The sequence below is a fragment of the Antribacter gilvus genome, assembly GCF_003946865.1.
Taxonomy (GTDB): Bacteria; Actinomycetota; Actinomycetes; order Actinomycetales; family Cellulomonadaceae; genus Antribacter; species Antribacter gilvus.
This window is the reverse complement of record NZ_QXTH01000003.1, coordinates 162,022-175,375: the sequence shown is the minus strand read 5'-3', so window position 1 is coordinate 175,375 and position 13,354 is coordinate 162,022. Positions and strand designations below refer to the sequence as shown.

The following is a 13,354-nucleotide window of genomic DNA, read 5'->3' as shown; positions in this document are numbered from 1 at the left end:
TGCATTCGATGAATTTTTCCATCAAGTGCAATATTGTGTGATGCCTGTCTCAGACCTCGCCGAAGCCGCCCTCGATCATCCCCACCACGGCCCGGACCGCCTCGTCGGCGCCCGGCCCCTCGGCCTCCACGAGGAGCTCGCGCCCCTCCGTTGCGCCGAGGGCCATGAGCTGCAGCACGCTCGAGGCGTCCACGCCGTCGACCCTGACGCGGGCGCCCAGCTCGGCCACCTTGCGGGACACGAGCGCGGCGGGCCGCGCGTGCAGTCCCAGCGGGTTGCGCACGATCACCCGCCCGGTCACGGTGGCCGACTGCCCGGGGTCCCCACGCCGGTCCGCAGCGATGCCCGGACCGGCGTGAGGCCAGGGCGGCGGTGTGGTCGACTCTCCCGGCGCGTTCCCGGCTCCCGCGCTCCCCTGGGCGGCGGACGCCGTCGACCCTGGCTCACGACCGGACCCCGGCTCACGTCCTGAACCGGCGAACGAACGGGCCGCGTCCTCCGCCGAACCCAGCACCGCCGCCAGGGACGCCCCGCCGTGTGCGGTGACCGCAGCGGCGACCGCGCCCTCGACGAACGGCGCGCTCGCGAGGCGCACCACGTCGGCCAGGTCCTCGTCGAGCTCGAGCACCGTCTCGACGGTGAGGATCGACGATCCCAGGTCGGCGAGCACCACGACCCCGGCGCGGCCGGCGTCGTCCAGCGCCGCTCGGATGGCCTCCTGGACCACCTCGACAGAGGTGCCCAGACCGCCGTCGGGGCCGCCCGCGGCGGTGCGGATCACCACGTCGGGCGCCATCTGCCCGGCGAGCTCGGCAACGCCTCGGGCGAGGTCGGTGGAGTGGGAGACAAGGACGAGCGCGACCGGCGCGCTCATGCGGCAGCCCCGTCGGCGCCGCCGTCCGGACCTGCGAGGGCCGCGGCCATGGCCGCGCCGAGAAGCAGCGCCGTCGAGCGCGCGCCCGGGTCCTCGTGCCCGGCACTGCGCTCACCGAGGTAGGAGGCGCGGCCCTTGGTGGCGACGAGCGGGATGGTGTCGTGGGCGGCCTTGTCGGCGGCCTCGGCTGCGGCCCGGAGCACCGCGATCTCGTCGCCGCCGTCCTGGGCCGCGCGCTCGGCGGCGTCGACGGCGGGCTGCCAGGCGTCCACCATCGTCTTCTCCCCCACCTGGGCCTTGCCCCGCGACGCGACGCCCTCGAGGGCAGCCTCCAGGAGCGCCACCACGGACGACGGATCGAGCTGCGGGCGCCCGGACACCTTCGACGCACGGAGGAACGCCGTCCCGTAGAGCGGGCCGGAGGCGCCACCGACGGTCGACATGAGGGTGGTCGCGACGATCTTCAGCACGTCACCGACCGGACGGTCCGAGGTGTCGAGGCCCGAGACCTCGACCGCCGCCGCGTCGAGCCGGGCCACGACCGCCTGGAACCCGCGGTGGAGGTTCTCCCCGTGGTCACCGTCGCCGATCTGCCGGTCCAGCTCGGTGAGCTCGTCCTTCGCGGCCTCGACGGCCTCGGCGGTCCGGCGCACCCAGCGCTCGGCCCAGTCGGCGTCCAACGTCATGTCGCGGAACCTTCCTTGCTCATGTACCTCCGGCGCGGCGTGCTGCCGCAGTCACCACCGCAGGGCGGCCGTGTGCACGGGCGCGTCCCACAACGCCTCGAGCTCGTCGTCCAGCCGCAGGACGGTGATCGACGCGCCTTGCATCTCGAGCGACGTCACATAGCTGCCGACGAGCGAGCGCGACACCGTCACACCACGCCCCTCGAGGAGACGACGCGCCCGACCATAGACCACGTAGAGCTCCGACAAGGGCGATCCGCCCATACCGTTGACGAACAGCAACACTCGGTCGCCCGGGACCAGCGTCAGGTCGTCGGCCACCGGGTCGAGGAGCGCCTGCGTGATCTCGTCGGCCGAGGCCATCGGGACGCGGTGGCGGCCTGGCTCCCCGTGGATGCCGATGCCGATCTCGATCTCGTCGTCGGCCAGGTCGAAGCTGGGACGCCCGGAGTGCGGCACCGTGCAGGCAGCGAGCGCCACACCCATGGAGCGCACGTTCGCGACCACCTTGCGCGCCACGTCCGCCACGGCCGCGAGGTCGGCTCCGCGGGCCGCGGCGGCGCCGGCGATCTTCTCGACCGCAAGGGTGCCCGCCACGCCACGACGGCCCGCCGTGTACAGGGAGTCCTCGACCGCGACGTCGTCGTTCACCAGGACGCTCTCGACCTGGAGGTCCTCCGCCTCGGCGAGCTCCACGGCCGTCTCGAAGTTGAGGACGTCGCCCGTGTAGTTCTTGACGATCGCGAGGACGCCCGCGCCGCCGTCGGCCGCCTGCAGCGCGGGCAGGATCTGGTCCGGGGTGGGCGAGGTGAACACGGCGCCGGGCACCGCGGCGTCGAGCATCCCGTCGCCGACGAAGCCCGCGTGCAGCGGCTCGTGACCCGAACCACCCCCGCTCACGAGGCCGACCTTGCCGTTGACGGCGCCGTCCTTGCGGGAGACGTACACCGGGTCACGGTGGACGTCGACCAGGTCGGCGTGCGCGAGAGCGAAGCCCGCCAGAGAGTCGGCGACAGCGTCCGCGGGGTTGTTCAGCAGCTTCTTCACGGCAGACATCTCCTCAGCGGCAGGCGTCGGCGGTCAGCCCCGTTGCTGGACGCGTGCGCCGGCCTCATGAGACTCCATACAACACCACGAGAGCGGATCGCAGAACCCTTCCGGCGTCCGTGCCGCAGAACTACCGCGCGGGGCGGCCCAGGAGGATCCGGGCGTCCGCGACGGTGATCACCGAACCCGTCACGAGCACTCCCGTGCCCGTGCCGACACCCACGGTGTCCCCCGACTCGGCCAGGTCGGCCGCGACCTGGAGCGCCTCGTCGAGCCGCTCCGTGGTGTGCACCCGCTCCTCGCCGAAGATCTCCCGCGCCACCTCGGCGACGTCCAGCGGGTCCGCGCTGCGCTCCGACGAGTTCCGCGTCACGACGATCTCGGCGAGCACCGGCTCGATGGTGGCGAGCAGGCCCTCCACGTCCTTGTCACCCATGATGGCGACGACTCCCACGAGCCGGTGGAAGTCGAACGCCTCGTCCAGACCCGCCACGAGCGCCTCCGCTCCGTGCACGTTGTGCGCGGCGTCGACCAGCACCGTGGGGCTCGACCGCACGACCTCCAGCCGGCCTGGCGACGTCACGTCCCCGAATGCCGCCTCGACGATCTCCCCGCTCAGCGCGGCACCGCCGCTGATCATGGCCTCCGTCGCCGCGAGCGCCAGCAGCGCGTTGTGCGCCTGGTGCTCTCCGTGCAGGGGCAGGTAGATCTCGGTGTAGAGGCCCGCGGGCGTGCGCAGGTCCATCATCTGGCCGCCCACCGCGACGCGACGGCCCGCGACCTCGAGCTCGTAGTCCTCACGGATCAGGCGCGCGCCCACCTTCGCGGCACGCTCGACGATCGCCACCTCGGCGTCCTCGCGCTGGCTCGCGACGACCGCGGTGGCGCCCTCCTTGATGATGCCGGCCTTCTCGGTGGCGATCTCGGTGATGGTGGAGCCGAGCCAGCGCTCGTGGTCCGCGGCGACCGGGGTGATAACGGCGACGTCGCCGTCGACCACGTTCGTGGAGTCCCACGTGCCGCCCAGGCCGACCTCAACGATCGCGACGTCGACCGGCGCGTCCGCGAACGCCGCGTACGCCATGACGGTGAGGACCTCGAAGAAGCTGAGCCGGGGGCCGCCCGCCTCCTCCGACTCGCGGTCGGCGACGCCCACGTACGGGGCCACGTCCTCCCAGACCTCGACGAAGCGCTCGGGGCTGAGCGGCTCGCCGTCGACGGCGATGCGCTCCGTGACGCTGGTCAGGTGCGGGGACGTGAACCGGCCGGTGCGGAGGCCGTGCTCGCGGACCAGCCGCTCGGTCATCCGCGCCGTGGAGGACTTGCCGTTGGTCCCCGTGATGTGGATGGTGCGGTAGGCCTTCTGCGGGTCGCCGAGCATCTCGAGGACGCGCTGGACGCGGGAGAGGGTGGGGTCGATGTCGTACTCGGCCGCACGGGTCATGATTTCCTGGCGAACCAGGTCGAAGGCTTCGTCCACGAGTCGAGGATAGGGTTTCGCCATCGTCGGCGCCGATTCCACGGGGGCTTATCAGGTGGCAGCGCATCAGACCAGTACACCTTCTGTCACGGACGTCGCGGCCCGGTGGCTGGCCTTGGAGCAGGTCTTCAGCGAGGAACGGTACGACGGCGGACGCCCGCCCTGGCCTGTTGAGGTCGCGAACCGTGTGGTCGAGAGCACATCGGGTTTGCTCGAGTCCCTGCCCGGGACGCGTCCGCACGTGGTCATCACCGCCCCACATGCGACCAACCATGTACGTGCCGGGGCGATGAAGGTGGCCGACCGTGGGACCGGCGGCCTCGCCTTGCTGCTCGCAGAGCTCACCGGCGCGACCGCGCTCATCGCACTTCACTCCACGGGCGATGCAAACTTCGACGTCGAACATCCTTTGAAGGTCCGGCTGGCGGAGCTGCGTCCAGCACTCGTAATCGACCTGCACGGCATGCGCCGTCGCCCAGGGTCGGATGTCGATCTCGGTGCGGGTGACGGGTTGGTGCCCGACGCATTCGTCAGTGCGTTGCGCGCCTCGAGCCAGGTTCTCGTGACCGTGAACGAAGTTTTCGATGCGATGCGGCCAACTACCGTGACCGCGTTCTCCCAGGACCTCGGAATCCGTGCGGTGCAGGCGGAGATCGGCGCGCACCTACGGCCACCGATGGGCGAGTCCGCCGACCTGGGACGGTTGGCGCTCCTGATTGCCGGGGCCATCAATGCCTCAGAAGCCCTCGTACCGGAGGCGGCCGTACCGGGGGCAGTCCAGATCTCCCGCCCGGCCACAGCAGTGCGGATCCCGTCGGGCGTGCCGTCAGTCGTGGTTCCTCCGGACCTGCTGCCTGGAACGACAGGGCCGATTCCCGTGTCCGTGGCGGTCGACGGCGCGACGGTGCACGCGTGGGCTTGGGCCTCGTCGACGCCCGGGATGCCCGAGGCGGTCCAGGTCCTCCCACCGGGGCATTTCGGGTTGACGCGTCGCCTGACAGCGTCCCTGGAGACCTCGTCCGGCGGCCAGGACGCAGTACGACCCGTGACTGTGACCTTCCCTGGGACGGCCCAGCTCAAGCCGCTCGCCGCACTCGTCGACGACCTTCCCGCCGGAGACGAGGTGCAGGTGAGTCCGGACGAGTTCCCGGGGCCGCCACGCCGGTATCTCCTGGTACGCGGCGGCGTGACCGCCTGGGTCACAGCCGTGCCTCGCGCCCACGTACGCCCTGGGACCGTCCGCGCCGGGTATCAGCTGCGGCTCCTCACCGAGACAGAGGGCGCCGACGAGGCGGGCGACTTCACGCTCGTCGCGGCTGGATCGGTCCGTTCGGCGTCGCGCCGCGCCCTCTCCGCATGGGGGCAGGTGCGAGCGGCTTGGCGCTTGTTGCATCTGGGCCTCGACCAGGCGACCGAGGTCGTCCTCCGCTTCCTCTTTCGTGCTCCCACGGCGGCCGTCCGGGTGATTCAGGCGCACCCTGGAGACGACGGTCAGGCAATCGTCGCTCTACATCCGGCGGTGTTCGACCGAATCGGCCTGGAGCCAGGTCAGCAGGTGCTGGTGAGATGGGGGCCGAACGAAGTCGTGGCGGTCGCGGTGGAGGATCACGATCCCCCATCAGTAGGTGCTCCGCCCGAAGGAGCGCGCAAGGTCCAGCGAGTGAACCGATTGACGCCCGACCTGCCCGACGGCGTAGCACCGCACGTCGTCGCGCGACTGTCGTCGTCGTTAAGGCTCGCACTCGACGCCCCGGTGGCAACCGTGGTGTCCGTGCGCCGACGGATGCGTCCGATCCTGGTCGGGAACCTTTACACGCTCGTCATCCCGCTGGCGAGCCTAGTGCTCGCAGGCGCAGCGCTCGAAGATCCGAACTGGTGGCTGATCAATGCCGGCACTCTTGCGATGTCTGTCTTCGCCCTGGCCAAGTTGAGGATCCCTCGGCCGCGGGCCGAGATGAGGGTCGACCGGGAGTGGCAGGAGACGCTTGCTGGGGACGGGGAACCCTCCGCGAAGATGTCGCCATGACCGCACGCCACCTGCCCGGGGACGACGCCTTCTTCGACGAGTGGGCGCACCGCCCACCGGAGGCACGCCGCTCCCTCGACCGCGCCCGGGCCGTCGTTGGAGAACTTGGGCTGTGGCCCTATCGGCCTGCTGTGCTGACAGTGGTGGGCTCCAAGGGCAAGGGAACCGCGGCGATACATGCGGCTGCCACGCTCTCCGCCGCGCGAACGGCTAACTCACGCAGACCGTCGGTCGGCCTCATCACCTCCCCCGGTCTGCGGACGAACAGGGAACGCATCCGCATCGACGGTGGAGCCATCTCGGAATCCGACTACGACGCCTTGGCAGGCGACCTGCGGATCGCCCGAGGCTCGGCACCGGCCGTTCCAAGCACATACCTCTCCCCCACGGGCGCGTTCACCATCTCCGGCGCTGGATGGGTCGCTCGCCGTGGAGCCGAAGTACTCGTCCTCGAGGAGGGACTCGGTGGCGCGTCGGACGAGGTGAGCCTCTTCGATCCGACGGTCGTGCTCGTCACGGAAGTTTTCCTCGAGCATGCGGGTTTGCTCGGGGAGACCGTCGCCGAGATCGCGCGCGACCTTCTCGGCGTCGTGAAGGACTCGACGCAGGTCGTGGTGACGCTCCCCCAGTCGGGCGAGGTCATGGCGGTGATCGAGGAGGTCGCCGCGGCACACGGCGCCAGCGTCGTCGTGGCCGACGACAACGTCGCCGCCCCTGTGCGCGCGGACCTCCCGCACCTTGGCCGACGCAACGCACTGGCCGGAGCGGTGGCGGGCCGGATGCTCGCGGAACTACTGGGCTGGACGGTGTCAGTCGACTCTCTGGAGACGACGCTCGCCACTGCCTCGGCGCCGGGCCGTTGCAGCCGACACACCGTCGACGGTGCCCCTGGCGTTGCCGACGTGATGCTCGACGGCGCGATCTCACCAGCAGGTGTGCGTGCAGCCGTGGACGAGTACCTCACCTGGCGAGGAGCGTTGGACACCGTGATCGCGTGCTTTCCGGATACGAAAGACGTCGAGGCGTGCTTCGCCGAACTCTCGGCCTTCACTACGGTCATCCCGGTGCGGGCGAGCGAATACCTTCGCTTCGACGTCGCTCAGCGGCTGTACGGGTCGCTGCCCACCGTTAGCGAGGTACTGCCCCAGACGCTGGATCACGGTGGGTGCCTCGCCGTCGGCACTCAGGCGTTCGTGGGCGAGTTGCTCGAATGGCTCGATGCACCGACTGACACCGCGTATCGAGTCGACGATCAACCTACGTCTCGCGCCGTTGCAGCGGATCCCGAAACATACGGGTCCGCTGATTCAGCCAACGGCAATACCTGACCGTCGTCAGGCTCAGTCCAGGTGCGCCAGCTCCGGCCACACCGCGTCCCAGCCGCCGGCCGGGTCCCGGCAGACGAGGACGGCCTGGCCCTGCTCCTCGTTGTCGAGGCCGACGCCGTTGTCGAGCACGCCCTCCGTGGTGCAGGACGCGAAGAACCTCGACCAGCCGGCCTCGGTGCCGCCGACCACGACGGCCACGCGGGCGTCCTCGGGCGGCGGGCCGGACCGGTGGAGCTCGTTGTGGCCGGAGTACGGCCACGGCAGCCCGTGCTCGGGGCCGAGTACGGCGATCGCGCCCGCCTCCCCGTAGTTCTGGGCGACGACCACGGCCGAGGCTCGGTCCTCGGCAGGGAGCGCGTCGTACACATCGGCGACCTGCCGCACGTAGGTCTCCCAGCCGACGGCGTCACGCGCCGTCTGGTTGATGTCCCCGATCGGGGTGGTGCCCAACTCGGCCACGGGCACGAGCGGCAGCCCGATGAACGCAGACGGCACGGCGTTGACCACCACGAGCGCGATCACTGCGATCCGTCGGCGGAGGCGCGGGCCTCCGCCCGGCGGCGCCGCGAGCCAGTCCCCGATCACGACGCAACCGGCCGCGAACAACACCGTCACCAGGCCGAACGCGTAGTAGATCTGCGACCCGCCGACGAAGACGAACAGCACCACCACGGGGTAGGCCACCACCAGGAAGCGCAGCGAGCGCCAGGCGGGCCGTCGCCACAGCGCCACGAAGCCGATGATCCAGATGACGGCGAGCGGCGGGCCCAGCGTCAGGAGCTGGAAGAGCCACATGTCGACGCGCACATCGGCGGCGTTGTTCTCGGACAGCGCGCTGCCCATCGCGAGCTGCGGCCAGCCGTTCGTCGCCTGGTAGACCAGGTTGGGCAGGCCGACCAGCACGGCGACCGCCGCGGCCAGCCACGGCCAGCGGGTGGCGAGCGAGCGACGCGGCCCGACGACGAGGAGCCCCACCACGATCGCCCCGAGCAGCACGACGATCAGCAGCTTGTTGTAGAGGGACAGACCCGTCACCACGCCCGCGACGATCCACCACCGCGGCTCGTCACGCAGCAGAGCCCGCAGCACGAGCAGCACGACCGTGGGCCACACCACCATGTCGAGGCTCGCCGTGAGCAGCGTGTGCCCGAAGATCAGCGGCGACGCCGCCGTGCCGAAACCCCAGGCAGCGAGAGTCTGAGCCCCACGCCCGCCGCCCAGCTCACGCGCCAGGAGCGCGACCACCACGATCGCCGCCAGCAGGCTGAGCGTCGCGGGCACCCGGAGCGCGGCCGCGCTCTCCCCGAACAGGAAGGTCGACGCCCGCGCCAGCAACGGGGTGAGCGGCGGCTGGTCGATGTAACCCCAGGCCGGCTCCAGCATGCGGAAGTAGAGCTCGTCCCGGTGGTACCCGTACTCGTCGCTGAGCAAGGTGAGGACCGCGCCCACCACGAGCACCGCGCTCACCACCGGAGCCCACGCGAAGGTGGGCAAGGAACGCGAGGTGAGCTCCGCCGTCGGGCGACGAAGGCCTGCGGGATCTGCGGCGACCGCCATGTGCGGAACGTACGCGGGCGCTCAACGCCGCGCCAGGGCGGCGCGCCGTGCTGCCCGACGCCGGTCCGGTCGCCTCCCGCTGAGGCGACCGGACCGGCGTCGATCACGTCAGGACAGGCCCGCGAGCCGGTAGAGGACGAGGCTGCCCGCCACCGCGACGTTCAGGCTCGCGCCCCACCCGGTCATCGGGATCTCGACACACTCGTCGACGTAGGCCAGCACGTCGTCGGGGACGCCGTTGTGCTCGTGGCCGAGGAGCAGGACCGTCGGGTCGCGGGCTGGTTCAAGCCGCGGCAGCAGGGTAGCGCCGTCGGCAAGCTCCACTGCTACCAGCCTGGCGCCACCGGCCCGCTGCTCGGCGAGCCACGCTTCCTTGGACGGCGCCACCCAGTGGAGGCACGGGCGCCGGGACCGGAGGGTGTCTCCTCGGGCGAGAGCTTCGCGATAGTGCGGGGTGCGGGGCACTGCCAGACAGGCGCCCACCGCGTCGCAGGTCCGAAGGAGAGTGCCGAGATTGGCGTCGTACGCGACCCAGAGCGGTGCGACCACGAGATGCCCCCAGCATCCGTGCTGGCGGGCGCGGCGCCGGCGTCGAAGCTCGGCGGGCGTGGTCTTGGTGTCGCTCACCGGAGCGGAGGGAGGTCCCCTGGAAGGGTCATCATGAGAAGGCGCCTTTCAGCGGCGGCGCCGGGCCATCGACAGGACAGGCAAAGTGCCCGTCGGTAGAAACCTACCGTGTCCCCCCGATCCAGCCGATAGCCTCCGGGCGTGGACTTCATCCTCCGGAAAGCCGGGCCGGCCGACGCCGACGCGTGCGGGCGCGTGCACTACGAGTCCTGGGTCGAGACGTACACCGGGATGGCGAACGACGCGTTCTGGGAACGGGCCTCCGCCGAACGCAGCATCGAGAACTGGCGGCAGTGGCTCGACGACGGGCGCGACAACGGGCTCGACGCAACCATCGCCGAGGTGGACGGCGTCGTCGTGGGGCTGGCGTTCGCCCGGGCGAGCCGCGAGAACTACGGCTTCGCGCCCGTTCGGGACCTCGAGCTCTACACGCTGTACGTGCTGCGGGCGTACCACGGGACCGGGATCGGGCAGGCGCTGCTCGACGCCGTAGTGCCACCCGGGACGCCCGCCCAGCTGTGGGCTGCCGAGCACAACCCGCGCTCGCGGGCGTTCTACGAGCGGAACGGCTTCCGCACGGACGGGGCCACGGACTCCGGGGAGTCGTTCGGGGGGATCGCGGCGGTGCGGATGGTGCGGTGAGGGTGGTCGTGGCTGCGGGGGCCGTGTGGGCGGCAGGGCGGGGCGAGCCGGTAGCTGTTCCCCGTTTGGCTCTCAGACGGGGAACAGGGTCCTGGTCGCGACCGGCCTACCGGTCCGTGCGGTTCTCCTCGTCCGGGCTGGAGCCCGTCCGCTCGCCGCGGTCCAGGGCCGTGACGGCGTCCATGGCTCCGGCGTCCAGCTCGAAGGCGAAGATGCCCGCGTTCTCCACGATCCGCTCCGGCGTCGCGGACTTGGGGATCACCACGTCACCCCGCTGGACGTGCCAGCGCAGAACCACCTGAGCGAGCGTGCGCCCCAGGTCGTCAGCGAGCCGGACGATCGCCGGGTCCTCGAGCACCCGTCCGCGGCCCAGCGGTGACCACGCCTCGGTGACGATGCCGTGCGCGGCGTCGTAGGCCCGGACCTCCTGCTGCACGAACCACGGGTGGATCTCGACCTGGTTCACCGCCGGGACCACGCTGCCCTCGGTCAGGATCCGGTCCAGGTGGTGCGGCTGGAAGTTCGAGACCCCGATCGCCCGGGCGCGACCCGACGCGAGGATCTCCTCCAGCGCGCCCCACGCCTCGACGAACCGGCCGAGCGCAGGCAGCGGCCAGTGGATGAGGAACAGGTCGACGTAGTCCGTGTCGAGGTCATCGAGGGTGCGGTCGAACGCGGCGTGCGCCTCGTAGTGCGGGTGGTACGCGTTGTTCAGCTTGCTCGTCACGAACAGCTCGTCGCGGGCCAGGCCCGACTCCCGCACCGCCCGCCCGACCGCCGCCTCGTTGCGGTACATCTGCGCGGTGTCGACGTGCCGGTAACCCACCTCGAACGCCCACAGGACGGCGTCGCGGGTGGACTCGGGGGGCAGCTTGTACGTGCCGAAGCCGAGCTGCGGGATCTGGACGCCGTTGTTCAGGGTGATCGTGGGAGTCGTCACTGGTCCAGTCTGCCGCGTGGAGCGCAGCAGCGGGTCAGGCCGCGCGGAAGAGAGAGTTCAACAGGACGGCCGAAGTCGACTCACATAGAGTTGACAGGCCTCGTTCGATGATCTGGAGCCCCATGACGAACCGGACCGATCCGTCCTCCGAGCTCCACCATGGGCAGGTCTACGTCGACGAATCGAAGTCGGGTGCATATCTGCTCGTCGCTGTTGCGATCAGTCCCACCCGTCTCGCCACCGCACGCAAGACCGTGCGGTCTCTGGTGCTCCCTGGACAACGCAGGCTCCACATGAAGACCGAGAGCGATGTTCGGCGGAGGCAGATCTTGTCGACGTTCGACCACGCAGGCTTCACCGTGCGGATCTACCGCGCCGACACCAACTTCAAGAACGACATCATGCGGCGGCGCGCATGTCTGGATGCCCTCGTCGCCGACATCGCACGATGCGGACACACCCGGCTCTGCCTCGAGTCGGACGAATCCATGGATGCGCGCGACCGTCGCGCTCTGGCCTTGCTCACAAGGACTCACGGCTGCCAGGACCTGGTGTACTTCCACGAGCGTGCAGCGGCCGAACCGCTGGTCGCCATCCCCGATGCCATCGGCTGGGCCTGGGCCCGAGGCGGGGGCTGGCGGCAACGCGCAATCCCGCTGGTCGAAGCCGTCATCGACCTGTAGACAGCGCGAAACCCGAGCGCCACGACCGTCCGGACGGGTCTCGGGTTCACTTCTCAGGACTACTGCCCCTCGCACGGTCCACTCTAGCCCCGCTCCGCGGGTCCGCGCCAGCCACGGGATCACGCTGCGCGGAAGACCGAGTCCATGTGCCACTCCAGTGCCTCGCGGTTCGGCCGGTCGGCCTCGTTGTCCGGCAGCGAGACCAGCGACTCCCCCGCGCGCCGGTAGAACTCGTCGCCGTTGCCGGTGTCGCGTCGGAGCGCCGGGCTCACATGCAGGCGATGGTCCGGGCCGACGCCGAGGTACCCCAGGTCGTACAGCTTGTGGGCGTCCGACTTCAGGAGGAGCCCGTTGTTCACCCAGTTCTGGCCGTCGGCCGCCACCGGGCGAATGTGCGCGGCCTCGAGAGTGGGCAGCAGACGTGACCCGGTGATCGCGCAGCGGCGGTGGTAGGCGGCGGTCACCGCAGCGCGGAACGCTTGCTGACCCGCACGCGCATCCACCAGCTGACGGTGGTCGCGGAACATCGGCCCGGGGATGACGGTCGGAAGTCCGGTGCCGGCGTCGGGCAGCCGCACCCCGCTGCTGTGCTCGAGGAGGCTCCATAGCGCCTGCTCCACGTAGGAGCCGGCCTCGAGCGGGTAGCCCTTGCCGCGCACGATGTTGCCCGCGAAGTCCGGCGGCGCCGCCAGCGTGAGCGCCTCGGCGACGAAGAACACACCGTCGAGCAGGGTGCAGCCGATGAACGGGTCCTCCCCCGGCGCGACCGGGCGCTCCGACCGCGACCGGAAGCGCACGATCGCCTCACGCAATGCCGCCTCGGACGCGACCCCGTTGCCCTCGCCGAAGAACCGCCACGCCTCACTGACGGTCAGCACGCGGTACTCGGTGAGGAAGCCCCCGCCGACGAGCCGGTTGTGCGGCGCGTGCGTCTTGAACAGGAAGGGGTCCCCGTACCCGATCCGCTTGAACGTGGCCGACGGCGACGGCAGCCAGAAGTTGACCTCGTCGAGGTGCGGACGGTCCGCGAGGAACGAGGCCCAGCCGTTGTCGGTCACGCCGACGTATGCGGTCTTCACCGGGGCGCTAAGCGTCGTCGGCCGACGACGGCGCGTGGCCCTCGTACTCGAACCCGGGCTCGCCAGGTCCAGGGTGAAAGATGTCGACCAACTCAGGCACCGGGCAGTCGAGGGCCTTCGACAAGTCCGCCAGGGTCGAGAGCCGTGGGTTCGCCGGTGTCTTCTTCGCCCGGTCCGAGAGCCCTGACTCCAGCAATTGGTAGTGGTTCCGGCTCATCCCCGCGAGCTCGGCGACCCGCTCCTGGGTCAGGCCCACCGCCTCCCGGCGATCCCTCAACCGCATGGCGAGCGCCAGCGCGAGGTGCTTCTCGAGCGGGCGTTCACGGGACACCACGCAACCGTCGCCGCCGAGGTCAGCTAGTGTCTGCCATGTATACATGGCCTT

The 13,354-nt window shown here is 70.6% G+C and carries 13 protein-coding genes; 4 read left to right on the top strand and 9 right to left on the bottom strand.

The window, feature by feature from the left end:
- Window positions 1-49 precede the first annotated feature (49 nt).
- The 4 genes from dhaM to D1350_RS06540 form a co-directional block, all read right to left on the bottom strand.
- Entirely contained in the window at window positions 50-874 is an 825-nt protein-coding gene (gene dhaM, locus D1350_RS06555) for a dihydroxyacetone kinase phosphoryl donor subunit DhaM (protein ID WP_125775129.1), read from the bottom strand.
- Window positions 871-1,560: a dihydroxyacetone kinase subunit DhaL gene (gene dhaL, locus D1350_RS06550; RefSeq protein WP_125775127.1), complete on the bottom strand. Its 690-nt coding sequence runs from the start codon at window positions 1,558-1,560 to the stop codon at window positions 871-873. The genes dhaM and dhaL overlap by 4 nt, the downstream gene beginning before the upstream one ends.
- A gap of 51 nt (window positions 1,561-1,611) precedes the next feature.
- Entirely contained in the window at window positions 1,612-2,607 is a 996-nt protein-coding gene (gene dhaK, locus D1350_RS06545; protein ID WP_125775125.1) for a dihydroxyacetone kinase subunit DhaK, read from the bottom strand.
- A 130-nt stretch (window positions 2,608-2,737) separates the two neighbouring features.
- Complete coding sequence (locus D1350_RS06540) at window positions 2,738-4,111, bottom strand: bifunctional folylpolyglutamate synthase/dihydrofolate synthase (protein WP_125775123.1); 1,374 nt, start codon at window positions 4,109-4,111, stop codon at window positions 2,738-2,740.
- Window positions 4,112-4,142: 31 nt separating this feature from the next.
- Between D1350_RS06540 and D1350_RS06535 the strand changes: the two genes are divergently transcribed.
- A complete protein-coding gene (locus tag D1350_RS06535) occupies window positions 4,143-6,113 on the top strand; it encodes a hypothetical protein (RefSeq protein WP_125775121.1) in 1,971 nt (656 codons plus the stop codon).
- Complete coding sequence (locus tag D1350_RS06530; protein WP_125775119.1) at window positions 6,110-7,441, top strand: folylpolyglutamate synthase/dihydrofolate synthase family protein; 1,332 nt, start codon at window positions 6,110-6,112, stop codon at window positions 7,439-7,441. The genes D1350_RS06535 and D1350_RS06530 overlap by 4 nt, the downstream gene beginning before the upstream one ends.
- 12 nt (window positions 7,442-7,453) lie before the next feature.
- Here the strand turns inward: D1350_RS06530 and D1350_RS06525 are convergent, their stop codons facing one another.
- Both D1350_RS06525 and D1350_RS06520 read right to left on the bottom strand, forming a co-directional pair.
- Window positions 7,454-8,998, bottom strand: coding sequence for a glycosyltransferase family 39 protein (locus D1350_RS06525; RefSeq protein WP_125775116.1), 1,545 nt, complete (start codon window positions 8,996-8,998; stop codon window positions 7,454-7,456).
- A 108-nt stretch (window positions 8,999-9,106) separates the two neighbouring features.
- A complete protein-coding gene (locus D1350_RS06520) occupies window positions 9,107-9,625 on the bottom strand; it encodes a TrmH family RNA methyltransferase (protein WP_125775114.1) in 519 nt (172 codons plus the stop codon).
- Between the two features lie 141 nt (window positions 9,626-9,766).
- Here D1350_RS06520 and D1350_RS06515 point away from each other — a divergent pair, with 141 nt between their 5' ends.
- Window positions 9,767-10,267 carry a GNAT family N-acetyltransferase gene (locus D1350_RS06515; RefSeq protein WP_240643924.1) on the top strand — a complete coding sequence of 167 codons (501 nt, stop codon included), beginning with the start codon at window positions 9,767-9,769 and terminating at the stop codon, window positions 10,265-10,267.
- A 106-nt stretch (window positions 10,268-10,373) separates the two neighbouring features.
- Here the strand turns inward: D1350_RS06515 and D1350_RS06510 are convergent, their stop codons facing one another.
- Entirely contained in the window at window positions 10,374-11,207 is an 834-nt protein-coding gene (locus tag D1350_RS06510; protein WP_206074446.1) for an aldo/keto reductase, read from the bottom strand.
- A 122-nt stretch (window positions 11,208-11,329) separates the two neighbouring features.
- On the opposite strand from D1350_RS06510, the gene D1350_RS06505 reads away from it, so the two are divergent.
- A complete protein-coding gene (locus D1350_RS06505; protein WP_125775112.1) occupies window positions 11,330-11,890 on the top strand; it encodes a hypothetical protein in 561 nt (186 codons plus the stop codon).
- Window positions 11,891-12,009: 119 nt separating this feature from the next.
- Here D1350_RS06505 and D1350_RS06500 read toward each other — a convergent pair whose 3' ends face one another.
- The gene (locus D1350_RS06500) at window positions 12,010-12,969 is read right to left on the bottom strand and encodes an HNH endonuclease (RefSeq protein ID WP_125775110.1); all 960 of its coding nucleotides are present in this window, start codon (window positions 12,967-12,969) and stop codon (window positions 12,010-12,012) included.
- 7 nt (window positions 12,970-12,976) lie between these two features.
- Window positions 12,977-13,300 (bottom strand): helix-turn-helix domain-containing protein, encoded by a 324-nt coding sequence (locus tag D1350_RS06495; RefSeq protein ID WP_206074445.1) that lies wholly within the window; start codon window positions 13,298-13,300, stop codon window positions 12,977-12,979.
- Window positions 13,301-13,354: the final 54 nt, after the last annotated feature.

Bases quoted from the DNA above. Each gene is read 5' to 3' on its own strand.
- dhaM (WP_125775129.1), bottom strand. From the start codon at position 874: ATGAGCGCGCCGGTCGCGCTCGTCCTTGTCTCCCACTCCACCGACCTC.
- dhaL (WP_125775127.1), bottom strand. From the start codon at position 1,560: ATGACGTTGGACGCCGACTGGGCCGAGCGCTGGGTGCGCCGGACCGCC.
- D1350_RS06540 (WP_125775123.1), bottom strand. From the start codon at position 4,111: ATGGCGAAACCCTATCCTCGACTCGTGGACGAAGCCTTCGACCTGGTT.
- D1350_RS06530 (WP_125775119.1), top strand. From the start codon at position 6,110: ATGACCGCACGCCACCTGCCCGGGGACGACGCCTTCTTCGACGAGTGG.
- D1350_RS06525 (WP_125775116.1), bottom strand. From the start codon at position 8,998: ATGGCGGTCGCCGCAGATCCCGCAGGCCTTCGTCGCCCGACGGCGGAG.
- D1350_RS06505 (WP_125775112.1), top strand. From the start codon at position 11,330: ATGACGAACCGGACCGATCCGTCCTCCGAGCTCCACCATGGGCAGGTC.